Consider the following 26375-nt stretch of genomic DNA (forward strand, 5'->3'; position numbering starts at 1 on the left):
GAACGGCGGGGCATGTGCGAGGCTTTCGCTCATGCAACTCGGCCCGCAGGCTCAGCCGAGCCTCTTCGTCAGCATGTACTCCGTCACCCCCGGCGGATAGTCCGGTACCGCGCACACCACCTGGTAGCCCTGCTTCACATAGAACTGCGGTGCCTGGAAGTCCCATGTCTCCAGCCGGGCCGCGGTGCAGTCGCGGGACGTCGCCGCCATGTGTTCCGCCTGGGCGAGGAGCCGAGCGCCCAGGCCCCTTCCGCGGTGGCGTTCGTCGACCCACAGGTACGTCACGTGCAGCCACGTCGCCCAGGTGTAGCCGACCAGTCCGCCGGCGAGATCGTCGCTGCCGTTCACAGCCCACACGTGCAACGGGACGTCCCGCTCGCCGGGGGTCCCGCGCAGCGCGCGCAGGACCGGAGAGGCAGCGGTGTTCGTGTCCCGCAGGCGTGTGCGGAGCAGATCACGTCGGGCCTTGTCGACTTCTGTCTCAAGACGGAACATGCGGCACACCATAAACGCGTCGGACGGTCAGTTCTGCAAATAACCTTCCGCTCCGGGCCCCCGTCCGTACCCTGATGAACAGCACCGGTGGGGGCCGGTGCCGATCAGGGGGCGAGACAGCCGGGTACGACGCCCGGGGTGGGGGTGGCGGTACTGCACGGCGGCGGCCGTGCGGCTGCGGCGACCCGGACGGGCTGCTGCGGCACCGACGGACCGTCGGACGGGGCAGCTCCGGACACCCCGGCGCCGTCCCCGCGGGGTGTCATCCTCCGAGGCTGGGGTATCCCCTGCTCTTCGGGAGCACTGGGGAAGGGGGTTACGTGGTTCGCATCCGAGTCCTGGTCGTCGACGACCATCGCATCTTCGCCGAGTCACTCGCGGCGGCCCTGGCCGCCGAGCCCGACGTCGACGTCTCCGCGGCCGGCAGCGGCCCGGCCGCGCTGCGCAGCCTGGAGCGGGCGGTCGCCGAGGGGCGGCGGTTCGACGTGCTGCTCGTGGACGCCGACCTGGGCGGCAAGGTACCGGGCGCCCGCCCGGCCGTGCCCGTGCAGGAGGGCAACGAGGACGGGCTCGTCGACGGGATCTCCCTCGTGACGGGAGTGCGCTCCGCGCAGCCGAACGTACGGATCGTGGTGCTCGCCGAGAAGGACGACCCGCGGCGGGCGGCGCTCGCGCTGCAGGCCGGGGCTTCCGGCTGGGTCGCCAAGGACTGTTCCCTGTCCCGGCTGCTCACCGTCATCCGCGGGGTGCTGCGCGACGAGACGCATCTGCCGCCCGCGCTGCTGACCGGCGTCCTACGGGAGCTCACCGCCGCCCGCAAGCACCGCACCGAGAGCGAGCGCCTCGTCGAGTCGCTCACTCCGCGTGAGCGGGAAGTGCTGCGGTGCATGGTCGCGGGGCTGGGGCGCAAGGCCGTCGCCGAGCGCCTGTTCCTGTCGCCGCACACCGTGCGGACCCACATGCAGAACGTCCTCGGCAAGCTCGGCGTGCATTCCACCCTCGCCGCCGTCGCCCTGGCACGGCGGGCCGGCGTCGGGCCCGTGGACCTAGCCGGGGATGTTGTCGAACGGGGCGGTCAGCTGGCGTAGCAGCGCCGCCAGCTCGCCGCGCTGAGCCCGGGAGAGCTCCGCGAGGATCGCGCGCTCCTGGTCCAGCAGACCCGCCAGGGCCTGGTCCGCGCGGTCCCGGCCCTCGTCCGTCAGCCGGACCAGGACGCCGCGGCGGTCACTGGGATCGGGGAGCCGCTCCACCAGGCCCTTCTTCGCCAGGCGGTCGATGCGGTTGGTCATCGTCCCGGAGGTGACCAGCGTCTGGGTGAGGAGCTGTCCCGGCGAGAGCTGGTAGGGGGTGCCCGCCCGGCGCAAGGCCGTCAGGACGTCGAACTCCCACGGCTCGAGGTTGTGCTCCGAGAACGCCAGCCGCCGTGCCCGGTCCAGATGCCGGGCCAGCCTGCTCACACGGCTGAGCACCTCGAGCGGTTCCACGTCGAGGTCCGGGCGCTCCCGGCGCCACGCTGCGACCAGCCGATCGACCTCGTCCTCCATGACGATCAGTGTAGTGGTTGTGTCGACGTAGAGTCTCTTGACGTCTAGTTTCTTGACATCAAGATACATGGAGGTCACGCTGGGTGTGCGTCCCGTACCGTCACCACCAGGACACCAGGAGGACCCGTGCCCGCAACCGCCCCCACCTGGGACCCGGCCCAGTACCTCCGTCACGCCGATCACCGCGCCCGCCCCTTCTCCGACCTCCTCGCCCGCGTCCCCGACCTGCCCGGGGACCCGGCCCGCATCGCCGACCTCGGCTGCGGCCCCGGCAACGTCACCACCCTGCTCGCCGCCCGCTGGCCCACCGCCCGGATCACCGGCTACGACAACTCCCCCGAGATGCTCGACAAGGCCCACGTCGAGCACGAGGGACCCACACCCGGGGGCGGCCGTCTCGACTTCGCACAGGCCGACGCACGGACCTGGACACCCGGCGAACCCCACGACCTGATCATCAGCAACGCCACGCTGCAATGGGTGCCCGGGCACGTCGAACGGTTCGCCGACTGGGTGACCGGGCTCGAACCCGGCGGCACCCTCGCCTTCCAGGTGCCGGGCAATTTCGACGCCCCCAGCCACCGCCTCATGCGCGAACTCGCCGCATCACCGCGCTGGCGCACCCGGCTCGCCGACACCCTGCGCCACGGCGACGCCGTCCACACCCCCGAGGCCTACCTGGAGCGGCTGACCTCCCTCGGCTGCGCGGCCGATGTGTGGGAGACGACGTACATCCACCTGCTCCAGGGCGAGGACCCGGTGCTCGACTGGGTGAAGGGGACCGGGCTGCGGCCGGTGCTGACCGCGCTCGCCGACGAGCCCGAGGCACGGGAGGCCTTCGTCGCCGAGTACCGGGCGGCCCTGCGCGACGCCTACCCGGCCGGTCCGCACGGCACGCCATTCCCCTTCCGCCGGGTGTTCGCCGTCGCACGCAAGGAGAGCCGATGATCACCGCCCTCGACCACGTCCAGCTCGCCGCCCCGCCCGGGAGCGAGGAACGGCTGCGGGCGTACTACGTCGGCGTCCTCGGCATGACCGAGGCGCCCAAACCGCAGGCGCTCGCCCGGCGCGGTGGGTGCTGGTTCCGGGCCGGGGCGGTGCAGCTGCACCTGGGGATCGAGGAGGACTTCCGGGCGGCCCGGAAGGCCCACCCCGGGCTGCGGGTGACGGACATCGAGTCCTACGCCGCCCGGCTGCAGGCGAGCGGAGTGGCCGTCCGGTGGGACTCCGCCCTGCCCGGGCACCAGCGGTTCTACGCACAGGACCCGGTCGGCAACCGCCTGGAGTTCCTCGACCCCCGCTAGGCCTTCCGGCGCCCTATCAGGTGCGGCTTGGCCTCCATGCCGTCCAGGCCGTGCCAGGCCAGGTTCACCAGGTGCGCGGCCACCTCGGCCTTCTTCGGCCGGCGCACGTCCAGCCACCACTGGCCGGTCAGGGCGACCATGCCGACCAGTGCCTGGGCGTACAGCGGGGCCAGCTTCGGGTCGAAGCCGCGGCTCTTGAACTCGCGGCCCAGGATGTCCTCCACCTGGGTGGCGATGTCCGAGATCAGCGAGGCGAAGGAACCCGTCGACTGCGGGATGGGGGAGTCACGGACCAGGATGCGGAACCCGTCCGTGTACTCCTCGATGTAGTCCAGCAGGGCGAACGCGGCCTGTTCGCACAGTTCGCGCGGGTGACCGGCCGTGAGTGAACTCGTCACCATGTCCAGCAGGCACCGCATCTCACGGTCCACCACGACCGCGTACAGCCCCTCCTTGCCGCCGAAGTGCTCGTACACCACCGGCTTGGACACCCCGGCCTTCGCCGCGATCTCCTCCACCGACGTGCCCTCGAAACCCTTCGCCGCAAAGAGCGTGCGACCGATCTCCAGCAGTTGCTGACGGCGCTCGGCACCGGTCATCCGGGTGCGACGCGCTCGCCGCGGCTTGTCGTTGCTGGGGGTGCTGCTCGAGTCGGTCGCCACAGCGACCATCATGCCGCCTCGACGGGCTCCTTCCCGCGTGGGGAGCCGCCTTCCCCGGTGTTACGGCGCGAATCGATACGGGAGCGTGACGGCCACCGCACGTCGTACGCCCAGCCCGCCATCTCGAACCAGCGGATCAGGCGGGCGCTCGAGTCGAGCTGCCCCCGCATCACGCCGTGCCGGGCCGACGTCGGGTCGGCATGGTGCAGGTTGTGCCAGGACTCGCCGCAGGACAGGATCGCCAGCCACCACACGTTGCCCGAGCGGTCACGCGACTTGAACGGGCGCTTGCCGACCGCGTGGCAGATCGAGTTGATCGACCAGGTCACGTGGTGCAACAGGGCCACCCGGACCAGTGAACCCCAGAAGAACGCCGTGAACGCGCCCCACCAGGACATCGTCACCAGACCGCCGATCAGCGGCGGCAACCCCAGAGACACCACCGTCCACAGGACGAACTGGCGGGAGATGTTGCGGAGCGTCTTGTCCTTGATCAGATCCGGCGCGTACTTCTCCTGCGACGTCTGCTCCTCGTCGAACATCCACCCGATGTGCGCCCACCACAGGCCCTTCATCAGGGCCGGGAGCGTCTCACCGAAACGCCACGGCGAATGCGGGTCGCCCTCCGCGTCGGAGAACTTGTGGTGTTTGCGGTGGTCGGCCACCCAGCGCACCAGCGGCCCCTCGACCGCCATGGAACCCGCGATCGCCAGCGCGATCTTCAACGGCCGCTTCGCCTTGAAGGAGCCATGGGTGAAGTGACGGTGGAAGCCGATCGTGATGCCGTGGCACCCGAGGTAGTAGAAGAAGACCAGCAGACCGAGGTCCAGCCAGCTCACCCCCCAGCCCCACGCCAGCGGCACGGCCGCCAGCAGCGCGAGGAACGGGACGGTGATGAAGAGGAGGAGGGCGATCTGCTCGATGGACCGCTTCTGCTCGCCGCCCAGCGTGGCCATGGCGGCGTCGGTGTCCTGACCGGGCGCCTTCGGGGCGTCCTCGATCACGTCGGAACTACTGGTCATACGCGTCCCCTGGGGGGTATGTGGATGGAGAAGGAGTGGCCGGGGCACGTGAACCGCGACGTGCTTCCTACGGTTCCGTAACCTACGGCATCGTAAGTATGGCAGTGCGTCGCTCGGCGGCAAGAGCCCGCGAGCCTGCGCGTCTCGGCCGACACCTATCCTGGAGTCGGTCGGACAGCGCGGTCCGCTCTGATTTCTTCCCGGATGTCCGATCCGTAAGCGGCGCCCGCCGCGCGAGACGCCGTCCGGGTTCCCCTCCCAGACGAGCTTCAACACTGCAAGGAGCCGCACCTGTGAGCAGTGCCGACGACCAGACCACGACGACGAGCAGCGAGCTGCGAGCCGACATCCGCCGGCTGGGCGACCTCCTCGGCGAGACCCTCGTCCGCCAAGAGGGCCCCGAGCTGCTGGAACTCGTCGAAAAGGTCCGCCGCCTCACCCGCGAGGACGGCGAGGCCGCCGCCGAGCTGCTGCGCGGCACCGAACTCGACACCGCGGCCAAGCTGGTCCGCGCCTTCTCCACCTACTTCCACCTGGCCAACGTCACCGAGCAGGTCCACCGCGGCCGCGAGCTGCGCGCCCGCCGCGCCGCCGAAGGCGGACTCCTCGCCCGTACGGCCGACCGGCTCAAGGACGCCGACCCCGAGCACCTGCGCGAAACGGTCGCCAACCTCAACGTCCGGCCCGTCTTCACCGCCCACCCCACCGAGGCCGCCCGCCGCTCGGTGCTGAACAAGCTCCGCCGCATCGCCGCGCTCCTGGAAACCCCGGTCATCGAATCCGACCGGCGCCGCCTGGACACCCGCCTCGCCGAGAACATCGACCTCGTCTGGCAGACCGACGAACTGCGCGTGGTGCGTCCCGAGCCCGCCGACGAGGCCCGCAACGCCATCTACTACCTGGACGAGCTGCACGTGGGCGCCGTCGGCGACGTCCTGGAGGACCTCACCGCCGAACTGGAACGCGCCGGGGTCAAGCTCCCCGACGACACCCGCCCCCTCACCTTCGGCACCTGGATCGGCGGCGACCGCGACGGCAACCCCAACGTCACCCCCCAGGTGACCTGGGACGTCCTCATCCTCCAGCACGAACACGGCATCAACGACGCCCTGGAGACCATCGACGAACTCCGCGGCTTCCTGTCCAACTCCATCCGCTACGCCGGCGCCACCGAGGAACTCCTGACCTCCCTCCAGGCCGACCTGGACAACCTCCCCGAGATCAGCCCCCGCTACAAGCGCCTCAACGCCGAAGAGCCCTACCGGCTCAAGGCCACCTGCATCCGCCAGAAGCTGGAGAACACCAAGAAGCGCCTCGCCGAGGGCACCCCCCACGTGGCCGGCCGCGACTACCTCGGCACCAGCGAACTCCTCGACGACCTGCGGATCATCCAGCGCTCCCTGCGCGAGCACCGCGGCGGACTCTTCGCCGACGGGCGCCTCGCCCGCACCATCCGCACCCTCGCCGCCTTCGGCCTCCAGCTCGCCACCATGGACGTCCGCGAACACGCCGACGCCCACCACCACGCCCTCGGCCAGCTCTTCGACCGGCTCGGCGAGGAATCCTGGCGCTACGCCGACATGCCCCGCGACTACCGCGCCAAGCTCCTCGCCAAGGAACTGCGCTCCCGCAGGCCCCTCGCCCCCACCCCGGCCCCCGTCGACGCCCCCGGCGAGAAGACCCTCGGCGTCTTCGGCACCGTCAAGCGCGCCCTCGAAGTCTTCGGACCCGAAGTCATCGAGTCCTACATCATCTCCATGTGCCAGGGCGCCGACGACGTCTTCGCCGCCGCCGTCCTCGCCCGCGAAGCAGGCCTCATCGACCTGCACGCCGGCTGGGCCAAGATCGGCATCGTGCCGCTCCTCGAAACCACCGACGAGCTCAAGGCCGCCGACACCATCCTCGAGGACATGCTCTCCGACCCGTCCTACCGGCGCCTCGTCGCGCTGCGCGGCGACGTCCAGGAGGTCATGCTCGGCTACTCCGACTCCTCCAAGTTCGGCGGCATCACCACCAGCCAGTGGGAGATCCACCGCGCCCAGCGCCGCCTGCGCGACGTCGCCCACCGCTACGGCGTACGCCTGCGCCTCTTCCACGGCCGCGGCGGCACCGTCGGCCGCGGCGGCGGCCCCACCCACGACGCCATCCTCGCCCAGCCCTGGGGCACCCTCGAAGGCGAGATCAAGGTCACCGAACAGGGCGAGGTCATCTCCGACAAGTACCTCATCCCGTCCCTGGCCCGGGAGAACCTCGAACTCACCGTCGCCGCCACCCTCCAGGCCTCCGCCCTGCACACCGCACCCCGCCAGTCCACCGAGGCCCTCGCCCGCTGGGACGCCGCGATGGACGTCGTCTCCGACGCCGCCCACGCCGCCTACCGCCGCCTCGTCGAGGACCCCGACCTGCCGACGTACTTCCTCGCGTCGACGCCGGTCGACCAGCTCGCCGACCTGCACCTGGGCTCCCGGCCCTCCCGCCGCCCCGGCTCCGGCGTCTCCCTCGACGGCCTGCGCGCCATCCCCTGGGTGTTCGGCTGGACCCAGTCCCGGCAGATCGTCCCCGGCTGGTTCGGCGTCGGCTCCGGCCTCAAGGCCCTGCGCGAAGCCGGCCTCGACACCGTCCTCGACGAGATGCACCAGGAATGGCACTTCTTCCGCAACTTCATCTCCAACGTCGAGATGACCCTCGCCAAGACCGACCTGCGGATCGCCCAGCACTACGTCGACACCCTCGTCCCCGACGAACTCAAGCACGTCTTCGCCACCATCAAGGCCGAGCACGAACTCACCGTGCGTGAGGTGCTGCGTGTGACCGGCGAAGAGGAACTCCTCGACGCCACGCCCGTCCTGAAGCAGACCTTCGCCATCCGCGACGCCTACCTCGACCCGATCTCCTACCTCCAGGTCGCCCTGCTCAAGCGGCAGCGCGAAGCCGCCGAAGGCGCCGAGCAGCCCGACCCGCTCCTCGCCCGCGCCCTGCTCCTCACCGTCAACGGCGTGGCAGCCGGCCTGCGCAACACCGGCTGACCCACCCCGGACACGACCGTGCCCCCGAGCCCGTACAGGCTCGGGGGCACAGCCATGTCCCACGTCAGCCGCGACCGGCCCGCCGACGCCGCAGCACCAGGTAACCGCCCGCCGCCACCAGCGCCGCCGCGGCCCCCGACAACACACCCACCGGGGCACCGTTGCCCGTCTCGGCGAGATCACCGTCCGCACCGCCCTGCGGAGACGGCGACGACGCCGGCACCCCACCGGCCGACGAACCCGGCGACGACGACGCACCCGGCTCACCCGACGGCTCACCGGACGCACCCGACGACGGCGAGGCAGACGCACCCGACGACGGCGAAGCAGAAGCCGAAGCCGAAGCCGACGGCGTCGCACCACCCGGCCCCTGCTCGTCCTCGCAGTCCGACCAGAACACCTTGTGCTTGGCGGACCCCTTCTCCCCCTCGAAGTTCCAGAACAGCTTGTAGTGCCCGTCGGGCAGCGACAGATCCCCGGTCCGGCCGTGACCCTCGGCGTCCAGCGTCAGCGCACCGGACTCCACCGTCTCCCCCTTGTTCTCGCTCGGGGGAATCGCATCGATGTGCCAGTCGACCTTCTGCCCCCCGTCGAAACCGAAGGCATCCAGGTAGAAGGCGCACACATGCGGCTCGTTGCGCCGCAACTCCTCACCCGTAGCGGCGTCATGGATCTTCACCGTGCCGTTGTCGCCGGGGGGAGTGGCGTGGGCGGCCGGAGCGAGCAGCAGGACCACGGAAGCGGAGGCGCAGACAGCGCCGAAACGAGAGAGGTTTCGCATGGCAAGGTCGTCCATCTTCGAGAAGTGACCGGGAAGATGTGGAGGGGGCGGCTCAGCTTCCAGCCCCGCCCGAACGCCCGTCAATCACGAACAGACAACGTTCCGTTCCTCCACAGACGTGGAGAACACCGGAACCCCTCAGACGGCCACGAAAGCCGCCGTCAACAACGCCACCCCCGACAGCCCCAGCCCCCACGCGAGCCGCGTCCGCAGCAGACCACCCGCCACCACGACCGACGCCAGCAACAACGCCCCACCGAACGGAACCCACGCGTACAGCACCCCCGCCGGACCCGAACGCACCGCGTCAACACCACCGGGCTTCACGACCACCGCGTAGGTCCGCCCCCGCTCCACCGCCACCGACCTCTCCAGCACCACCCGCGCCCGCGGCTGCGAACCCTGCGACAACGGCGTGAACCGGCCCCAGCACGTGTCCGGCCCACACCGCGCCACCTCGACCGTGCCCGCCTCCCGGCCCTTCGTCAGCATCACGTGCTGCGCCGTCCCCCACGACGCCCACACCCCCGCGATCAGGATCAGCACCGCGACCGTACCCATCACCGCGAACCGCCCGAACCGCAGCACGACGGCCGAAACCCGGGACGAAGAGGGGGCAGTGGCAGGCATGGCCGGGATCATTGGCCATGCCTGAACGGCCCGTCAACCTCGGTGGGTGACAAGTCAGGAGTTGTACGTGCTTTGCGCCCGCTCCAGCCCCTCGATCACCAGAGCCTCCACCGCATCCGCCGCCCGGTCCACGAAGTAGTCCAGCTCCTTGCGCTCCGCCGACGAGAAATCCTTCAGCACGAAATCCGCCACCGGCATCCGCCCCGGCGGCCGCCCGATCCCGAACCGCACCCGGTGATACTCCGCACCGAACGCCTTCGTCATCGACTTCAGCCCGTTGTGCCCGTTGTCCCCGCCACCCAGCTTCAGCCGCAGCACCCCGTAGTCGATGTCCAACTCGTCATGCACCGCCACCACATGATCCACCGGCACCTTGTAGAAATCCCGCAGCGCGTTCACCGGCCCACCCGACAGGTTCATGTACGACATCGGCTTCGCCAGAACCACCCGCCGGTTCAACGGCCCAGGCGGCCCGATCCGGCCCTCCACCACCTGCGCCTGCGCCCGCCCGGCCCGCTTGAACCTCCCCCCGACCCGGTCCGCCAGCAGATCGGCCACCATGAAACCCACGTTGTGCCGATTCCCCGCATACTCCGGCCCCGGATTGCCCAGCCCCACGATCAGCCACGGAGCGGCCGCATCGGTCGTCACGTCCATGTCTCCTTTTTACATACGCGTCGGCCGCTGCCCCGCACGGGAACAGCGGCCGACGAAAACGACGAGCCAGAGGATCAGGCCTCGGCGGCCTCTTCCTCAGCGGCCTCCTCGCCCTCAGGGGCCTCCTCGGCCTGCGCGGCCAGCACCTGGAGGACGACGGTGTCGTCCTCCACGGTCAGCGTGGTGCCCTTCGGCAGCTTGATGTCCTTGGCGAGGATGGAGTCACCCGCCGCCAGACCCTCGATGGAGACCGTCACGGACTCCGGGATGTGGGTCGCCTCGGCCTCGACGGGCAGCGCGTTCAGCACGTGCTCCAGCAGGAAGCCACCCGGGGCCAGCTCGCCCTCGGTGTGCACCGGGATCTCGACCGTGACCTGCTCGCCGCGCTTCACCAGCAGCAGGTCCACGTGCTCCAGGAAGCCCTTCAGCGGGTCACGCTGCACCGACTTCGGAATCGCCAGCTCGTTCGACTTGCCGTCGATGTCCAGCGCGATCAGCACGTTCGGCGTACGCAGCGCCATCAGCAGGTCGTGACCCGGAAGGGTCAGGTGCAGCGGGTCCGAACCGTGCCCGTACAGGACACCCGGAACCTTGTCTTCACGACGGATACGGCGCGCGGCACCCTTGCCGAACTCGGTGCGCGTCGCGGCGGAGATCTTCACCTCGGACATAGTCACTCCTCGTAGAAGTAGATACGGACGTGGTCACCCGGCCACGAACGGCCTGCTACGAAGAGCGCGTCGATAACGGACAACCGCATCCCCAACGGGAACGGCCTCCCTCGCCGAGCAACTGCAGCAGTCTACTCGGACAGGGAGGCCGCACCAAAAGGATCTACGCCGGCACCACGCAGGGGGCCTACTGCTCGTCGAACAGGCTCGTCACCGAACCGTCCTCGAACACCTCACGCACCGCGCTCGCGATCGTCGGCGCGATCGACAGCACCGAGATCTTGTCCAGATCCCCGCCCAGCTCACCCGGCGTCGGCAGGGTGTTCGTGAACACGAACTCACTCACCCGCGAGTTCTTCAGCCGATCCGCGGCCGGACCCGAAAGGACACCGTGCGTCGCCGTCACGATCACGTCCTCCGCACCGTGCGCGAACAGCGCGTCCGCCGCGGCACAGATCGTCCCACCGGTGTCGATCATGTCGTCCACCAGCACACACACGCGGCCCTTCACCTCACCCACGACCTCGTGGACGGTGACCTGGTTCGCGACGTCCTTGTCACGCCGCTTGTGCACGATCGCCAGCGGCGCACCCAACCGGTCGCACCAGCGGTCCGCGACCCGCACCCGGCCCGCGTCCGGCGACACGACCGTCAGCTTCTGGCGGTCCACCTTCCGCCCCACGTAGTCCGCCAGCAGCGGCAGCGCGAACAGGTGGTCCACCGGACCGTCGAAGAAGCCCTGGATCTGGTCCGTGTGCAGATCCACGGTCAGGATCCGGTCCGCACCCGCGGTCTTCATCATGTCCGCGATCAGACGCGCCGAAATCGGTTCACGCCCACGGTGCTTCTTGTCCTGCCGCGCGTAACCGTAGAACGGCACGATCACCGTGATGGAGCGGGCCGACGCACGCTTCAGCGCGTCGATCATGATCAACTGCTCCATGATCCACTTGTTGATCGGAGCCGTGTGGCTCTGGATCAGGAAACAGTCCGCGCCACGCGCCGACTCCTGATAACGCACATAGATCTCACCGTTGGCGAAGTCGAAGGCCTTCGTCGGGACAACCCCGACACCCAGCTGTTGGGCGACCTCCTCCGCAAGCTCGGGGTGGGCGCGGCCGGAGAAGAACATCAACTTCTTCTCGCCGGTCGTCTTGATCCCGGTCACAGCACTGTCTCCTCAGAGGTGTCGCAGCTGGGTGTCGAGAGACCTCGCAGCCGGCTTGCCGGAGGCCGTCTCAGCTGGTGGGGGTGCGGGTGTGCACTTATCACCGTACGCCGTGTTTGAGGCAACGGTTTCCGGTCAGCCCTCGCCGGCCGACTCCCGGGAAGCCGCCTCAGCCGCCTTCGCAGCCGCGCTCCCCGGACGCTTCCGAGCCACCCAACCCTCGATATTCCGCTGCTGACCACGGGCCACGGCCAACGAACCCGCCGGCACATCCTTCGTGATCACGGACCCGGCAGCGGTGTACGCACCGTCCCCCACCGTGACAGGCGCCACAAACATGTTGTCCGAGCCCGTCCGGCAATGCGAACCGATGGTCGTGTGGTGCTTCTCCTGCCCGTCGTAGTTCACGAACACGCTCGCGGCACCGATGTTCGTCTGCTCACCGATCGTCGCGTCCCCCACGTACGACAGGTGCGGCACCTTCGTCCCGTCCCCGATCGACGCGTTCTTCGTCTCCACGTACGTCCCGATCTTGCCCTTCACACCCAGCCGCGTCCCCGGACGCAGATACGCGTACGGCCCCACCGACGCGTCCGCACCCACCTCGGCACCCGACGCCACGGTGTTGTCCACCCGCGCACCCGCACCCACCCGGGTGTCCGTCAGCCGCGAGTTCGGCCCGACCTCCGCACCCTCGGCCAGATGCGTCGCGCCGTGCAGCTGCGTACCCGGATGCACGACGGCGTCCCGCTCGAAGGTCACCGTCACGTCGATCCAGGTCGTCGCCGGATCGATCACCGTCACACCGGCCAGCATCGCCTCGGTGAGCAACCGGTCGTTCAGGATCCGCCGCGCCTCCGACAACTGCACACGGTTGTTGATCCCCGCGATCTCACGGTGGTCACCGGCCACCGACGCCCCCACCCGGTGCCCCGCCTCACGCAGGATCCCGAGCACGTCCGTCAGGTACTCCTCGCCCTGGCTGTTGTCCGTCCGCACCTTCTTCAGCGCGTCCGCCAGCAGCTGACCGTCGAACGCGAACACACCCGAGTTGATCTCACGGATCGACCGCTGCGCGTCGGTGGCGTCCTTGTGCTCCACGATGGCCGTGACGGCCCCCGTGGCGTCGTCCCGGACGATCCGCCCGTACCCCGTCGCGTCCGGCACCTCGGCGGTCAACACGGTGACGGCATTGCCGTCGGCGGAGTGCGTCTCGGCGAGGGCCCGCAGCGTCGCACCGGTCAGCAGGGGCGTATCCCCGCACACGACGACGACCGTCCCGTCGACGGCACCGCCCAGCTCCTCCAGGCCCATCCGCACGGCGTGCCCGGTGCCGTTCTGCTCCGCCTGCACGGCGGTACGGACGTCCGGGGCGATCTCGCCGAGATGCGCGGTGACCTTCTCACGGGCGTGGCCGACCACGACGACCAGATGCTCGGGCTGCAGCTCGCCGGCGGAGGCGAGGACATGACCCACGAGACTGCGACCGCAGAGCTCGTGCAGGACCTTGGGTGTGGCCGACTTCATACGGGTGCCCTCACCCGCTGCAAGAACGACGACGGCTGCCGGGCGGTTGGCGCTCACGGGATGCCCTTCGGCTGTGGATGGGGTGGGGTGACATCCGCAGGATACCGGGGGGTTTTGTGGGGGTGGGGGGTGTGGGGCCCGACCGGCATCGCATCAGGCAGGACCCGAACTGAGTGTGTGCTCCCCTGCCAGGACTCGAACCTGGAACAAATCATCCAAAGTGACCCGTGTTGCCAATTACACCACAGGGGACTATAAACCCGGCTAATCGGACATCTCGCCGATCGGCTGGGTGGCTCCCAACACTATGCCGTACCAAGAGCCTTCGATGCGACGGTACAGGTCGGCGCTCCCCCGCACCTTGATCACGAGGCAACCTCGGTACGCCTCGCCAGTGTTCTTGCGGACGGTCTTGGGGTTGTGCTTCTTCAATGTCGTCTTGTTGAACGCGGAGCGCTCGGCGTCGACCAGGTCGGCCCAGAATTGCTCGGCCCCGGGAACGTCGGCGGTCTCGTGGATCATCACTGCGTACCTGACGCGCTCGCGCTCCACGCCCAACAGGTCGAGCCAGGCGAGGAAGACCCGGATCATCCCAGGGTCACTGTTGACGAAGCAGACGTTTTCTCGGCGGTCGTACGGCTTGTCCTTGCTGCCCTCGGCCCAGTACAGGCCGACGCCCAGGAGGAACAGCTCGCGCGGTGACAGTGTGCCTACCGCCTGCTTGGCGGCCTCCTTGGTGTGCTGCCGTTCCTCGTCCCGTAGGCGCAGCGTGGCTTCCCAACCGCGCCTCGCGATGGCCGACGCCTCCTCGGGGGTCCGCTTCCGCTCCGGCTTCGGTAGATCCCGTACCCACAGCGAGATCGAACTCCTCGAGCACCCCAGCTCCACTTCGATCTGGTCGTACGTCCAGCCCTGGAGGCGGAGTTCCCTCGCCTTCTCCCTCAGGTCGTCCTTTGCGTTCGGGCGCTTCGTCCAGGCCGGGGGCGGTTCTCCCTTCACCAGTTGGTTGAGGATGTCGTTGTTGTAGATCTTCAGCTCGTCGCGGATCTGGCGGAGGCTGAGGCCCTGGCGGCGGAGTGCCACCGCCTGCTCCCGCAGCCCCTCGAAGTCGGCGTACTTGCCGGGCGCATGTGTCATACGCATACCGTCCGGCCGGAATGCATCCCTCCGGGGTCGAACGGTGTGCGATTCAGCAGTTCGAGGGATATCGGGTGGTATCGCAGCCGAACGGTCACGGAGTGTGGTGCGGGTCAGTCCCGGAAACTCACCGGAAAGCGGGCGGGGGGCGCCTTTAGGCTGGGAGGCATGACCGCGACGGGGGAAGACCATGTGACGGCCCGGGGAGGGCCCTGGTGGTGGGCCAGGCGGCGTAGTGCCGTGTTCGATGTGGGTCTGGCCGTGGTGTCCGCGCTGGAGTGTGCGCTGGAGGGGATCCCGTTCGCCAGGGACGTGGCGGTCCCGGTGGCGGTGGGGGTCGTCTTCGGGTTGCTGGCCGGTTCCGTACTGCTCGTGCGGCGGCGGTGGCCGATCGCCGTGGTGCTGGTGTCGATCGCCATCACGCCGGCCGAGATGGGCTTCCTGATGGGGATCGTCGGCCTGTACACGCTGGCCGCGGCGGAGCTGCCCCGGCGGATCATCGGCTCGCTGGCGGGGATGTCGCTGGTGGGGACGCTGATCGTGACGTTCGTGAAGACGCAGCAGGACATGTCGCGGGGGGATCTGGAGATAGGGGACTGGTTCGTCCCCTTCGCTGCGATCACGATGTCGCTGGGCTTCACGGCGCCTCCGGTGCTGCTGGGGCTGTATGTGGGGGCGCGGCGGCGGCTGATGGAGAGCCTGCGGGAGCGGGCGGACAGTCTGGAGCGGGAGCTTCAGTTGCTGGCTGAGCGGGCGGAGGAGCGGGCCGAGTGGGCCCGGAACGAGGAGCGGACGCGGATCGCGCGGGAGATGCACGATGTGGTCGCGCATCGGGTGAGTCTGATGGTGGTGCATGCGGCGGCGTTGCAGGCGGTGGCCCGGAAGGATCCGGAGAAGGCGGTGAAGAACGCCGCGTTGGTGGGGGACATGGGGCGGCAGGCGCTGACGGAGCTGCGGGAGATGCTCGGGGTACTGCGCAGCGGTGGGGACGGGCCGTCGCGTGAGCCGTCGGTGTCGGTGTCGGCGTCGGTGCGGGCGGCGTCGGTGCCTTTGGCTGCGGTGGGGGTGGCCGCGGCTGCTGCGGCTTCGCGGGCGGCGGACGACGAGGGGCCGTGTCTGGCGGAGATCGAGGAGCTGGTGGGGCAGTCGGCTGCGGCGGGGATGGTGGTGGCGTTGTCGGTGGAGGGGGATGTGCGGTCGTATGCGCCGCTCGTGGAGCAGACGGCGTATCGGGTGGTGCAGGAGGCGTTGACGAACGTCCACAAGCACGCGGCCGGGGCGAAGACGTATGTGCGGTTGGCGCATCGGGTGTCGGAGATCGCGATGCAGGTGGAGAACGAGCCGCCTGAGGAGGCGGCGTCGTCGGCCGGGTTGCCGTCCGGGGGGAACGGGCTGGTGGGGATGAGGGAGCGGGTTTCGGCGCTGGGCGGAGTGTTCGTGTCCGGGCCGACGGATGCGGGGGGTTTTCGGGTGTCGGCGGTGATTCCGGCGTCGTAGCCCGTTCCGGTCGGCGTCAGCCGGTGGTGAGGCGTGGGGGTGCGGTGCCAGCGATGAGGGTGGCGAGGGCTTGGTCGATGTCGGCGCCGAGGTACCAGTCGCCGGTGTGGTCGAGGGTGTAGACGCGGCCGTCGGTGTCGATGGCGAGGAGGGCTTGGCTGTCGGTTTCGGCGCCGAGGGGGCAGACGTCGGTGCCGAGGGCGCGGCCGAGGTCGCCGAGGGTGCGGGCCATGTGGAGGCCGTGCAGGGGGTCGAGGTGCAGGGTGGCGGGGGCGACCTGGCGGCCGGGGCCGGTGGGTGTGATGTGGAGTCCGCCGAATTCTGCCCAGGCTTCGACGGCTGCGGGGAAGACGGTGTGGCGGTGGCCCGCGGGGGAGGTGTGGTCGCGCAGGGCGTCGGCCCAGATCTCGGCTTGTTTGATGTCCCAGCGTCCGGGTTGCCAGCCGGCGGCGCGCAGGGCGGCGTCGACGGGTACGGCGAAGCGGGTGGTGGAGGTGCGGTCGGTGTGCATCTGCCCTTCGTCTCGTCGAGGCCATGGGGTGGCGCGGGTGCGTGGGGGCGCGCGCCGGTTCGGTGACGGTGCGGTGTGGGGGGTGGGGGGGCGTCAGTTGTTCTGGGACGCCGGGTCGACTATGCGGACGCCGAAGTGGGCGCTGAGCGCGGTGCAGGCGCGGCAGGGGGTTGCGAAGCTGCCGTGGAGGGGGTCGCCGTCTTCGCGGATGCGTCGGGCGGTGAGTTTGGCCTGCTTGAGGGCTTTGCGTGCTTCGCCGTTGGTCATGGGTTTGCGTGCGGCGCGTTTGCTGCGGGCGGCGTCGGCGGCGGCGATGTGGCGGGAGATGAGGATGGTTTCGGCGCAGCGGCCGGTGTAGCGGTCGCGTTGGGCGCTGGGGAGGGTGTCGAGGAAGTCCTGGACGAGGGGGTGCAGGGCGGGGGGTGTGTCGGCGCGGGCGGCGGTGCCGGTGAGGGTGGTGCCGCGGACGGAGAGTGCGGCGGCGACGGTGGGGAGGATGCCGTCGCGGCGGTGCCGGAGGGCGGGGGCGTGGGTGGTTTCGGTGGTGCTCCAGCCGATGCGGGGGTCGCCGCCTCTGGGGTCGCCGTTCCGGGGGTCGCCGTTTCTCGGGTCGGCGTTGCGGCGGTCGGCGTTTCGCGGGTCGCCGGCCAGGGGGCCGGTGTCGCGGCTGTCGCCTCGGGGGTCGCCGTTTCGTGGGTCGGCGGACCTGCCGGTGTGTGGTCCCGTCTGCGTCGCGTTCATGATCGTCTTCCCCTCCGTGCATCCCCCCGGGGGTCACAGACTGCCAAATGCCGTGGCTGGTGCGGAAGCTGGGGCGCGGCGACACGCCCGTAGCGGGTTGTGCCGTCACGGTGGGGTGACGGCTGGTCACGGAAGCGGAAGGGGGCGCCGAGCGGTGCCGGTGACCGGTGTCGTCGTACCGCATAGGCTGTCGGCACCGTGGGCGATGCGGTGATCCGTTCGGGGTTCGATGCAGTGAACCGGAGGGTGATCCGCGAGGTCGGCGCGTGCGGTGAAGTGCAGAGAAGTCGAAACAGCAGACGTGACAGTCGATACGGGTCGTAGTGCACCGAGGGTGGTCAATACGGGTCGTACAGAGTGCCGCAGGGGGCAACCGCCATGACGACAGGTCGGCTCGGGCAGCAAGCCGCGCCGCCGAACGCGGCCTACGCCGGGCAGGTCGTGCATTTCCCGGATCCGGTCCGGGCGGCCCGTCACCCGAGAGGGGTACGGGTCGACGAGCACGGTTACCCCGACTTCTCGGCTTACGCGCGGGCGGCCGCGGAGATCGCGGAGCCTCCGGAGGGTTTCGGCGTCGACGAGTTGCGGCTGACGGACTACGTGTCGGCGAACACGGCGTTGTCGGCGTCGGGGCACGAGCTGTGGGACACGGTGCCGGCGGTGGCGACGCCGCACGGCTGGACGTGGCATCACGTGGTGGGCACCCGGCGGCTGGAGCTGGTCCCGGTCGAGGTGAAGGCGCTGCTGCGGCATCACGGGGGTGTGGCGACGTCGGGCGTGGACCATGCCAAGCGGGGCACGCGGCCGTTGCAGGAGACGCGTCCGGCGCACTTCGGGCTGCCGAAGTCGGGTGTGGCGGTGACGGAGTCGCAGGTGCAGGGCGTGGAGGAGGACCTCGGCTACCGGTTGCCGGGTGCGTACCGGTCGTTCCTGAAGGCGGCGGGTGGTTGCGCGCCGGTGGGGGCCGCGTTGGACGCGGAGCTGGGGCTGCTGGTGGACCAGCCGTTCTTCACGGTGCGCGACGAGGCGGCGGTCAACGACCTGGTGTATGTCAACAAGTGTCTGCGTGACCATCTGACCAAGGACTACCTGGGGATCGCGTTCGTCCAGGGCGGGCTGCTGGCCGTGAAGGTGAAGGGCGAGCGGATCGGTTCGGTGTGGTTCTGCGCGTACGACGACGCGCGGGACGTGGATCCCTCGGTGCCGCCGGCGGAGCGGGTGGAGCGGTTGTTGCTGCCGTGCGGGGACGACTTCGACGTCTTCCTGTCGCGGCTGGCGGGCGATCCGCCGGAGTTGGAGACGGTGGCGAACTTGATGGTGGACGGCGGGTTCGCGCGTGTGGTGCCGGTGGGTGCCGTGTCGTCCTCGGCTGTGGGGGAGTGAGACCGGCGATGGTGACCTTCGCGCAGGCGCAGGAGCGCGCCGAGGAGTGGATCAACGGGGATGTGCCGTCGTACCAGCATCGTGAGGTGCGGGTGCGGGAGTTCGACCTCGGGTTCGTGGTGTGGGCCGAGGACCGGGCGGACGGGCCGCGCTCGGACGGTGGCGCGCAGCGGCTGGTGATCGCACGGGACAGTGGCGAGGCGACGCTGTGGCCCGGGTTGCCGGTGGGTGAGGTGATCCGCCGGTACGAGGAGGAGTACGGCCGTGCGGGCGCGGTGGACGAGTCGGCCTCGGCCGCGCCTGCGGCAAGGGTGGATCTGAACCAGACGTCGTTCCTGCTGACTCCGCCGGAGTGGTTGCAGGACGCGGCGGACAAGCTGGGGATTCCGGATCGGCGGGGTGCGGGCGCTGGGGCCGGGGCTCAGGCGGCTTCTGCTGCGGGGGAGCCGGGGTCCGGCTCTGCTGCCGGTCCTGGTTCCGGTTCTTCGGTCGGCGGGGGTGTTGTGACTCCTGCGCAGGGTGCGCCCGCCGCGCCGGGGAGCGGTGCGTCGTGGCCGGTGGCCGGGGGTGAGGACCCGGCGGCCGACGCGGGTGCTTCCGGGGCTCCGGTGGCGCCGGGTGGGCCGGGCGCGCCGGAGGGCGCGACGCCCTGGGCCGGTACGGACACCACGGCGGACGCGGGCGACGACCGTTCCGTGCCGCTGCCGGCGACGGTTTTCGCGCCGCCGCTGGGAGAGGCCGAGGGCGATGTTCCGCCGCCTTCGACGACGCCCGAGGCCAGGACGACTCTGATGTCGGGTGGCAGTCAGCTGCCACCGACGGCGCTGTCGCCCGCGGTCGACGACCCGAACGCCCAGGGCCCGGGGGCTGCGCCCGCGCCTGGCGGCCCGGGGTACGGCTATCCGGCAGCGCCGGGAGGTGCTCCGGGAGTGCCGGGGGTGCCGCCGGGTGGTGTGCAGCAGGGAGGTGCTGCGGGAGTGCCGGGGGTGCCGCCGGGTGGTGTGTCGCAGGGCAGTACGCCTCCGCCGGCGCCCGGTGTACAGCCGTACGGGTATCCGCAGCAGCCGGGGAGTGTGCCACCGCAGGGGAGCACCCCGCCGCAGGGGATCACGCCGCCGCCGGCCGCCGGGCCGGGGGCCGCTGCGAACGCCGGGGACATCGCCGACGCCGCGACCAGCAAGGCGGCTCCGCCGCCCGGGCGCCGCGGTGCGGGTCCGTCCACCCCGCCCCCTCCGGGCGCCCCGGGGACGCCCGGTGTTCAGCGGGGCAGTACGCCGCCGCCGTCCGGGCCCGGGGCATCGGCCACTCCCGCGGGCGGGTACGTCCCCACGCAGATGGTGTCGGCGCTCGGGCCCGACGGTCCCGGCGGCCCCGGGGACTCTTCTGGTACGGGCGTGCCGATGCCGCCGCCCGGGGCCCCTGGCACTCCGGGAGCGCCCGGCGTTCCGCAGGCCGGCCCAGGCGGCCCTGGCGCTGCCGGCACGCCCCATCAGCCCGGAACGCCCCATCAGTCCGGCACCCCGAACCCACCCGGGCCTCCGGGCGCGCCGCAGCCTCCGGGCGTCCCGGGCGGTACGCCGCCCGGCGGTGTCCACCACGCCGCCACGATGCTCGCCGACCCCGGTCGGATGGGCCCGGGCGCGCCGCAGCCTCCGGGACCGCCGGGAGCACCCGGCGCTCCTGGCGCGCCCCAGCCTCCGGGTGCTCCCCATCCGCCTGGAGCGCCCGGCGTTCCGCGGCCCCCTGGTGCCCCGGGCGCCACGCCGCCCGGCGGACCGGGGCCCGTGCACCATGCGGAGACCATGCTGGCCGCGCCCCCGGCGGGCGGGCCCGGCGTGCCTCCGCCGCCGCAGGCCCCCGGCGCACCACCGGCCGCCCCGGGTGCTGCACCCGGCGCCCCGGGCACGCCCGGCGCGCCCCCGGTGCCGCCGGGGATGCCGGGGGCGGTGCCGCCCGGCATGCCTCCTGGTGCCATGCCCCCGGGCGCGATGCCGCCGCCCGGCCCGCCCGGGCCCGGGCAGCCGCCGGCGTACGGCTATCCGCAGCAGCCCACCGGGCAGCCGACCGTCGGCCCCGGCTACCAGGCCGTGCTGCGCTACCGCGCGCAGGACGGTTCCGAGCAGCAGCTGATCCGGCGTTCGGCGCCCGGCACGCCGCACCCGGAGTGGCAGATCTTCCATGAGCTGCGGGCCATGAACGTGCCCCCGGACCAGGTGCTGGAGCTGCACACCGAACTGGAGTCGTGCGAGCTGCCGGGGGCGTACTGCGCGCGGATGATCCGCGAGCAGTGGCCGCAGGCGCGGATCACGAGCATCGCGCCGTACGGCACGGATCACGCGAGCCGGCAGCAGGGCATGCAGCAGCTGCTGGCCCACCAGGGCGAGTTGCACCAGGTGGCGGACGGCCCGGCGCGTCCGGCTCCGGTGCGTGCTCCGCTGCCGCCGGTGCAGGCGGCTCCGCCGATCCCGCCGGAGGCGATCGGGCAGGAGCTGGGGGCCGCGTTCGGGCCGGGGGTGTTCCGGTTCGAGCAGGCTGCCGTGTCGCGGCAGGGTGTGCCGCCGATCGTGGCGCACACGCTGGTGGCGGCCGGACTGCCGATGGACATGGGCCCGTTCTTCTGGGCGCAGGCCCAGCCGGGGCGGCCCGTCCCGACGCTGGCGGAGCTGGCGGCCGAGCGCGGTGTGCAGCCGGCCTCGGACGCGGGTTCCTATCTGGTGATGGGCAGCGACTTCGGCAAGGCGATCTGCGTGCAGTACGGCACGGCGAACATCGTCGCCGTGCCGGTGGAGGCCGGGCCGGGCGGGGCGCCGGTGCCGCCGCAGTTCGTGAACACCGGGCTGCCGGAGTTCGCGCGCTGCCTTGCCCTGCTGGGGCGGATGTGGCGGCTGCGCTTCGGGCTGAACCAGGAGCAGGCGGGCCGTTGGACCGTCGACTTCCAGGCCCAGCTTGCCGCGCTCGACCCGGCGGCGCTGGGGTCGCCGGAGAGCTGGTGGTCGGTCCTGCTGGAGGAGATGTGGGACGGACTGCTGTGACGCGTCGCCGCTGACGTGCCGTATGGAGCCGGGTTCGGTCGCTCACACGACCGGGCCCGGCTCTTGCGCGCCCGCCGGGGCCGGCTTCTCGTGCCCGCGGTGAAACGTTCTCGCGCCGGGCTGTCACACTTCCTGCCGCCGTTCCGTCAGTGCAGTGACAGCGATGCACCGCCGACTCAGGAGGCAGAGATCATGCAGGCACGGATGACGAACCCGGCGTATGTCCTTTCCGGTGCGATGAAGGGCATCGGCACCCTCTTCCAGGCGATCGGTGAGGGCGGTCTGGCGCAGGACGTGGCGGAGATCGTCGGGCTGCGCGCCAGTCAGATCAACGGCTGCGGGGCCTGCGTGCACGGTCACGTGGCCAACCTCCGCAAGAACGGGGTCGGCGAGGAGCGCATCGCGTCCGTCGCCGCCTGGCGGCACGCGCCCTTCTTCTCGGACGCCGAGCGGGCCGCGCTGAAGCTGACGGAGGCGATGACGCGGCTTTCGGACCTCTCGGGGGAGTCGGTCCCGGACGCGCTGTGGGACGAGGTGGCCGACCACTTCGACGAGAAGGAACTCTCCGCGCTGATCCTCACCGTCGCGGTCACCAACATGTTCAACCGCATCAACACGACCATTCAGGAGCCCGCGGGCACCACCTGGGGCTGAGCGGCGTACGGCCAGGTCGTGGTTCCGTGACCTCTGTGCGGAGTGTCGCGTTATGAACGCTTCCGCCTGATCCACCAAGATGTGCGCGAAATCATCCGATTTCTAACGTGGCGTCACATCGGTGTGGTGGAGAGGGGTCCGGATGAGCGGCACGACGGGGTCACCGCACGGCTTCACGGCCGTGCGGGGGCGCGGCTACCGTCCCGAGCAGGTAGACCGGTGCGCCGAGGCCCTTTCCGCGGACCGGGACGCGGCCTGGGAGAGGGCGGCCCGGCTGACGGTGCTCGCCCGGCAGATGGACGAGGAACTGGGTCGGCTGCGCGAGGCCGTGGGCCAACTGGCCCCACCGCACTACGACACGCTCGGCGAGCGGGCCCGGCAGCTCTTCGAACTCGCCGGACAGGAGGCCGAGTCCGTACGGGAAGGGGCACGCGTCGAGGCGGCGCGCCTCCTGGACGGGGCGCGGGAGTCCGCGGCCGACGTGCGCGAGTCCGCCCGGACGCACGCCGATGAGGTACGCGCCGATGCCGACGAACGCGTCCGGCATCGGCTGCTCGCCGCGCAGGCCGAGGCCGACGAGATCCGGGGCGCGGCCCGGCGTGAGGCGCAGGAGGAGCGGGGCGAGGCGCTGGCCGCGCTGCGGGAGATGCAGCAGCGCACCTCCGGGATGCTGGCCGAGCAGGACAAGGAGCATGCCCAGCGGTGGGCGGAGGCCGAACGGGCGGAAGCGGCCAGGGCGGCCGCCCTCGACACCGAGTACGAGCAGGAGATGAGGGCCGCTCACGACGCGTTGTGCGAGGCGGAGCAGGCCTACGCCGACGTGGAGGCGTCCGCCCAGGATCTGGAGGACGAGGCCCAGGCCCGTGCGGCGGAGCTGCTCGCCCGGGCTCGCGAGCACGAGGAGACCCTGGAGGAGGAAACGGACCGGCTCCTCGGTGAACACGCCGAGCAGCGAGACCACGTTCTGGCCCACATCGACCACATCCACGCCAGCCTGACGGACTGGGCGGGACAGGTGGCGGCGGAGTGATGCCGCGCGTCGTCGCATGAACCGCCGTCGGGGCCGGGCGGGTCGCCGTTCCGCCGCCCGGTCCCGCCCGGGCGGCGGAACCGTACGTACGCCGCTTCGGCCGCCGGGACGTCCGTGTCAGTGGTCCCTGCGGGCCGCGCCTGCCAGGATCCAGCCCTCCACCGCCTCGTACTGGTGGCGCTGTTCCTCCGACTGCCGGTGGCCGGAGACCACCGTGCCCAGCCAGCCGCAGGCGAAGCCCAGGGGTATGGAGAGCAGGCCGGTGGTGGTGAACGGGAACCAGTTGAAGTCGGCCTCGGGGAAGGCCGAGACGGGTGAGCCGGAGACCAGGTTGGTGCCCGGCATCAGCAGCAGGACGGCCAGGGAGCCGCCGATGAGGGTGCTGAGCAGGCCCGTTCGGGTGTAGCGGCGCCAGAACAGGCTGTAGACCAGCGCGGGCGCGATGGCCGAGGCGCCCAGGCAGAAGGACAGGGTCACCAGCGGTTGCAGGCTGCGATGCTGGACCTGGGTGGCCAGCAGGATCGCGGGGAGACCCACGGCCAGGGCCGACAGCCGCGCCACGGTCATCTCGCGGCGCGGTGACATCTCCTGCACCCGGGCCGCGAACACGTCGTGCGCGAGGGAGTTGGCGCAGGCCAGGATCATGCCGGCGACGGAGGCGAGCAGCGTGAGGAAGACCGCCGTCGTGACGGTCGTGAACAGGAACGTCTCCGCCGCCGACACATCCGCTCCGAACGCCGCCTGCGATCCCAGCAGATACGCCGTGTTGCCCTGCGGGTCGACCTGCGCGATCAGCTCCCGTCCGACCAGCGCGGTCGCGCCGAAGCCGACGACCGTGATGACGAGGACGAACAGGGCCACACCCGACACCGCCCAGGACATCGAGCGCCGTACCTGCCGGGCACTGGAGGCCGTGTACATGCGCATGGTGACGTGCGGCAGCACACCACCGCCGAGGACGACCGTCAGTTGCGCGGTGATCATGTCCAAGTCGGGGCTGGGACCGCCGGCGAACTGCAGGCCCGAGGAGAGGAACCCCGCGCCCACGCCGCTGTTGTGTGCGGCCGCGCCGAACAGGGCGCCCGGGTCCCAGTCGAACCGGTTCAGGATCAGCACGGCGACCACCAGGCCGGAGCCGAGCAGCATCACGATCTTCAGGATCTGGATGAGGGCGGTGCCCTTCATGCCGCCGATCGCCGCGTAGCTGATCATCAGCGCGCCCACACCGATGATGCAGCCCGTCTGCAGTGACTCGCCGGAGAAGCCGAGGATGAACGCCATCAGCTGCCCGGTCCCCGCCAACTGCACGAGCATCAGCGGCAGCAGCGCCGCCAGGGTCACCCCGCAGGCCGCGATGCGGACGCCGCGTCCGGGCATGCGCCGGGTCAGCGCGTCGCCCATGGTGAACCGGCCCGCGTTGCGCAGCGGTTCCGCCAGCAGGAACATCAGCAGCATCAGAGACAGGGCCGTACTCAGCGCCAGCACCACCCCGTCGTAACCGAACAGCGCGATGACACCGCCGGTGCCGAGGACGGTCGCTGCGGAGATGTAGTCGCCGGCGATCGCCAGGCCGTTGCGCATGGGCGACAGGGAGCTGTAGCCGGTGTAGAACTCGTCCAGGTCGTCCCGGTCGGGGCCGGTCATCACGCACAGCAGCAGCGTGATCGTGGCGACGGCGGAGAAGCCGACCAGGGACATCGTCTGGGCGTTACCGCTGAAATCGGTGGTCATCGGGCCCCCTCCCGCTTCGCGTCCAGCTCGGCCAGCTTGCGTATCCGGTCCGCTATCGGGTCGACGCGACGGCGGGCCGTCTGCTCGTACAGGGCGATCGCCAGCCAGGTCACGGGGACCTGGATGAGCGCGAGCAGCAGTCCGGTGGGCAGGCCGTCGGTGACGGTGCTCGTCATGAACGACGGCGCGAACGCCGACAGGATCAGGAAGAGGGTGAAGTAGCCGAGCGCCGTGAGCGTGGCCACGCGCCGCTGCCAGCGGTAGGCGCTGCGCAGGACCCGCAGGTCGCTGTGGTGTCCGAGCGCGGCGTGGCGCTGGGGACGCCGTCCGGCCGGTTCGGGCGCCTCCTGCGGGGCCCAGGGGTAGGTGTCGTACGTGTACGGGTCGTAGGGCGCGGGCGGATCGGGTGGCCGGTACCGGTGGGACGGGGACGGATCGGGTGGTCGGTACCGGTGGGGCGGGGACGGGTCGTGGGACATCCCGGTTCTCCTTGCGAGGTGGGATCCGGTGCGGCGGGCCGCAGGGAGGTGGGGGGCGGGAGCCACGCACGCTACTTCGGAGTAGGGGTCCTACGCGAGGGTTTCGGCAAACTGATCGGTCGGTATGCGCTTACCTTTCCGGCCTCGGGGGTTACCCGCGTTGACTCAGTCGTTCGTCCGGGTCGTCCCGAGGAGCCGGAGCTCGTAGCGGACCCCCGGCCGTCCACCCACCGTCGTGTTCTCCACCCGGACGAAACCGCTGCGGACCAGGACCCTCATGGAGGCCGGGTTGTCGAGGGTCGTGCGCGCGGTGAGGGACGTCAGGCCGTAGTCGGTCGCCGCCAGCCGGCACACCTGCGCGACGGCCGCCGTCGCCACGCCCCGGCCGGCGGCCTGTTCGCCGATGCGGTAACCGAGTTCGGCGCTGCCGCCCACCAGGTCCATCAGGTTCACCCGGCCGATCAGCTCACCGTCCTCCCCGAGGACCACGTGGAAGCGGCACACGCGCGCGTGCTGCTCCTCGAGGAGCGCCCGGAGGCGGGCGGCGAACCCCTCCGGCGTGAAGAAGGCGTCCCCGCGGTCCGGCACCGTGCGGGCGAAGTACGCCCGGTTCTCCCGCTCGAAGGCCAGCAGCGCGTCCGCGTGATCCGCCCGCAGGGGCTCCAAGGTCACCATGGCGGGAGGATACGGAGG

General features: G+C 70.9%; 25 protein-coding genes and 1 tRNA gene. 9 read left to right on the forward strand and 17 right to left on the reverse strand.

The features are described 5' to 3' along the window. Positions 1–51 precede the first annotated feature (51 nt). The gene (locus AB0B29_RS11050; RefSeq protein WP_362236921.1) at positions 52–507 is read right to left on the reverse strand and encodes a GNAT family N-acetyltransferase; all 456 of its coding nucleotides are present in this window, start codon (positions 505–507) and stop codon (positions 52–54) included. Positions 508–815: 308 nt separating this feature from the next. On the opposite strand from AB0B29_RS11050, the gene AB0B29_RS11055 reads away from it, so the two are divergent. Further along, positions 816–1583 (forward strand): response regulator transcription factor, encoded by a 768-nt coding sequence (locus tag AB0B29_RS11055; protein ID WP_362236924.1) that lies wholly within the window; start codon positions 816–818, stop codon positions 1581–1583. Here AB0B29_RS11055 and tamR read toward each other — a convergent pair. Next, positions 1542–2039 carry a MarR family transcriptional regulator TamR gene (gene tamR, locus AB0B29_RS11060; protein WP_104780304.1) on the reverse strand — a complete coding sequence of 166 codons (498 nt, stop codon included), beginning with the start codon at positions 2037–2039 and terminating at the stop codon, positions 1542–1544. The genes AB0B29_RS11055 and tamR overlap by 42 nt on opposite strands. 126 nt (positions 2040–2165) lie before the next feature. Between tamR and AB0B29_RS11065 the strand changes: the two genes are divergently transcribed. Both AB0B29_RS11065 and AB0B29_RS11070 read left to right on the forward strand, forming a co-directional pair. Beyond that, the gene (locus AB0B29_RS11065) at positions 2166–2987 is read left to right on the forward strand and encodes a trans-aconitate 2-methyltransferase (RefSeq protein ID WP_362236926.1); all 822 of its coding nucleotides are present in this window, start codon (positions 2166–2168) and stop codon (positions 2985–2987) included. Continuing rightward, positions 2984–3343, forward strand: coding sequence for a glyoxalase (locus AB0B29_RS11070; RefSeq protein WP_362236929.1), 360 nt, complete (start codon positions 2984–2986; stop codon positions 3341–3343). The genes AB0B29_RS11065 and AB0B29_RS11070 overlap by 4 nt, the downstream gene beginning before the upstream one ends. Here the strand turns inward: AB0B29_RS11070 and AB0B29_RS11075 are convergent. Together AB0B29_RS11075 and AB0B29_RS11080 are read right to left on the reverse strand one after the other, a co-directional pair. Beyond that, complete coding sequence (locus AB0B29_RS11075) at positions 3340–4017, reverse strand: TetR/AcrR family transcriptional regulator (RefSeq protein ID WP_362236931.1); 678 nt, start codon at positions 4015–4017, stop codon at positions 3340–3342. The two genes, AB0B29_RS11070 and AB0B29_RS11075, sit on opposite strands and share 4 nt — an antisense overlap. Continuing rightward, positions 4014–5027 (reverse strand): acyl-CoA desaturase, encoded by a 1014-nt coding sequence (locus AB0B29_RS11080; RefSeq protein WP_362236934.1) that lies wholly within the window; start codon positions 5025–5027, stop codon positions 4014–4016. Before AB0B29_RS11080 ends, AB0B29_RS11075 begins: the two co-directional genes overlap by 4 nt. 293 nt (positions 5028–5320) lie before the next feature. Here AB0B29_RS11080 and ppc point away from each other — a divergent pair, with 293 nt between their 5' ends. Beyond that, on the forward strand, positions 5321–8053 hold the full coding sequence (gene ppc / locus AB0B29_RS11085) for a phosphoenolpyruvate carboxylase (RefSeq protein WP_362236937.1): 2733 nt from the start codon (positions 5321–5323) through the stop codon (positions 8051–8053). A 64-nt stretch (positions 8054–8117) separates the two neighbouring features. On the opposite strand, the gene AB0B29_RS11090 is transcribed toward ppc, so the two are convergent. From AB0B29_RS11090 to AB0B29_RS11125, 8 genes are all read right to left on the reverse strand, one after another. After that, positions 8118–8834 carry an LPXTG cell wall anchor domain-containing protein gene (locus tag AB0B29_RS11090; RefSeq protein WP_362236940.1) on the reverse strand — a complete coding sequence of 239 codons (717 nt, stop codon included), beginning with the start codon at positions 8832–8834 and terminating at the stop codon, positions 8118–8120. A 138-nt stretch (positions 8835–8972) separates the two neighbouring features. Further along, positions 8973–9464 (reverse strand): hypothetical protein, encoded by a 492-nt coding sequence (locus AB0B29_RS11095; RefSeq protein WP_362236942.1) that lies wholly within the window; start codon positions 9462–9464, stop codon positions 8973–8975. Between the two features lie 54 nt (positions 9465–9518). Then, entirely contained in the window at positions 9519–10121 is a 603-nt protein-coding gene (gene pth / locus AB0B29_RS11100) for an aminoacyl-tRNA hydrolase (RefSeq protein ID WP_362236945.1), read from the reverse strand. Between the two features lie 74 nt (positions 10122–10195). Continuing rightward, positions 10196–10792, reverse strand: a complete 597-nt coding sequence (locus AB0B29_RS11105; RefSeq protein WP_362236948.1) for a 50S ribosomal protein L25/general stress protein Ctc — start codon at positions 10790–10792, stop codon at positions 10196–10198. A 187-nt stretch (positions 10793–10979) separates the two neighbouring features. Next, complete coding sequence (locus tag AB0B29_RS11110) at positions 10980–11960, reverse strand: ribose-phosphate diphosphokinase (RefSeq protein ID WP_362236950.1); 981 nt, start codon at positions 11958–11960, stop codon at positions 10980–10982. Positions 11961–12095: 135 nt separating this feature from the next. Further along, positions 12096–13544, reverse strand: coding sequence for a bifunctional UDP-N-acetylglucosamine diphosphorylase/glucosamine-1-phosphate N-acetyltransferase GlmU (glmU, locus tag AB0B29_RS11115; protein ID WP_362236953.1), 1449 nt, complete (start codon positions 13542–13544; stop codon positions 12096–12098). Positions 13545–13667: 123 nt separating this feature from the next. After that, positions 13668–13739: transfer RNA gene (locus AB0B29_RS11120), tRNA-Gln, on the reverse strand. 12 nt (positions 13740–13751) lie between these two features. Continuing rightward, positions 13752–14624 (reverse strand): hypothetical protein, encoded by an 873-nt coding sequence (locus AB0B29_RS11125; protein WP_362236956.1) that lies wholly within the window; start codon positions 14622–14624, stop codon positions 13752–13754. Positions 14625–14792: 168 nt separating this feature from the next. Between AB0B29_RS11125 and AB0B29_RS11130 the strand changes: the two genes are divergently transcribed. Beyond that, positions 14793–16121: a sensor histidine kinase gene (locus tag AB0B29_RS11130; RefSeq protein WP_362236958.1), complete on the forward strand. Its 1329-nt coding sequence runs from the start codon at positions 14793–14795 to the stop codon at positions 16119–16121. 16 nt (positions 16122–16137) lie between these two features. Here the strand turns inward: AB0B29_RS11130 and AB0B29_RS11135 are convergent, their stop codons facing one another. Together AB0B29_RS11135 and AB0B29_RS11140 are read right to left on the reverse strand one after the other, a co-directional pair. Then, positions 16138–16632, reverse strand: coding sequence for an SUKH-3 domain-containing protein (locus AB0B29_RS11135; RefSeq protein WP_362236961.1), 495 nt, complete (start codon positions 16630–16632; stop codon positions 16138–16140). Between the two features lie 93 nt (positions 16633–16725). Then, positions 16726–17373, reverse strand: coding sequence for a YwqJ-related putative deaminase (locus tag AB0B29_RS11140; RefSeq protein ID WP_362236964.1), 648 nt, complete (start codon positions 17371–17373; stop codon positions 16726–16728). Between the two features lie 378 nt (positions 17374–17751). On the opposite strand from AB0B29_RS11140, the gene AB0B29_RS11145 reads away from it, so the two are divergent. From AB0B29_RS11145 to AB0B29_RS11160, 4 genes are all read left to right on the forward strand, one after another. After that, positions 17752–18756: an SMI1/KNR4 family protein gene (locus tag AB0B29_RS11145; RefSeq protein WP_362236967.1), complete on the forward strand. Its 1005-nt coding sequence runs from the start codon at positions 17752–17754 to the stop codon at positions 18754–18756. Between the two features lie 8 nt (positions 18757–18764). Further along, the gene (locus AB0B29_RS11150; protein WP_362236969.1) at positions 18765–21788 is read left to right on the forward strand and encodes an SUKH-4 family immunity protein; all 3024 of its coding nucleotides are present in this window, start codon (positions 18765–18767) and stop codon (positions 21786–21788) included. 192 nt (positions 21789–21980) lie between these two features. Continuing rightward, positions 21981–22442, forward strand: coding sequence for a carboxymuconolactone decarboxylase family protein (locus tag AB0B29_RS11155; protein WP_362236972.1), 462 nt, complete (start codon positions 21981–21983; stop codon positions 22440–22442). A gap of 142 nt (positions 22443–22584) precedes the next feature. Next, positions 22585–23472, forward strand: coding sequence for a cellulose-binding protein (locus AB0B29_RS11160; protein ID WP_362236975.1), 888 nt, complete (start codon positions 22585–22587; stop codon positions 23470–23472). Between the two features lie 117 nt (positions 23473–23589). Here the strand turns inward: AB0B29_RS11160 and AB0B29_RS11165 are convergent, their stop codons facing one another. The 3 genes from AB0B29_RS11165 to AB0B29_RS11175 all read right to left on the reverse strand — a co-directional run bounded on the left by AB0B29_RS11165 (position 23590) and on the right by AB0B29_RS11175 (position 26357). Then, positions 23590–25203 (reverse strand): cation acetate symporter, encoded by a 1614-nt coding sequence (locus AB0B29_RS11165; RefSeq protein WP_362236977.1) that lies wholly within the window; start codon positions 25201–25203, stop codon positions 23590–23592. After that, complete coding sequence (locus tag AB0B29_RS11170) at positions 25200–25682, reverse strand: DUF485 domain-containing protein (RefSeq protein WP_362236980.1); 483 nt, start codon at positions 25680–25682, stop codon at positions 25200–25202. Before AB0B29_RS11170 ends, AB0B29_RS11165 begins: the two co-directional genes overlap by 4 nt. Before the next feature lie 165 nt (positions 25683–25847). Then, the gene (locus AB0B29_RS11175; protein ID WP_362236983.1) at positions 25848–26357 is read right to left on the reverse strand and encodes a GNAT family N-acetyltransferase; all 510 of its coding nucleotides are present in this window, start codon (positions 26355–26357) and stop codon (positions 25848–25850) included. Between the last annotated feature and the right edge of the window lie 18 nt (positions 26358–26375).

It is taken from the genome of Streptomyces tibetensis (assembly GCF_040647715.1).
GTDB classification, from domain to species: domain Bacteria; phylum Actinomycetota; class Actinomycetes; order Streptomycetales; family Streptomycetaceae; genus Streptomyces; species Streptomyces tibetensis_A.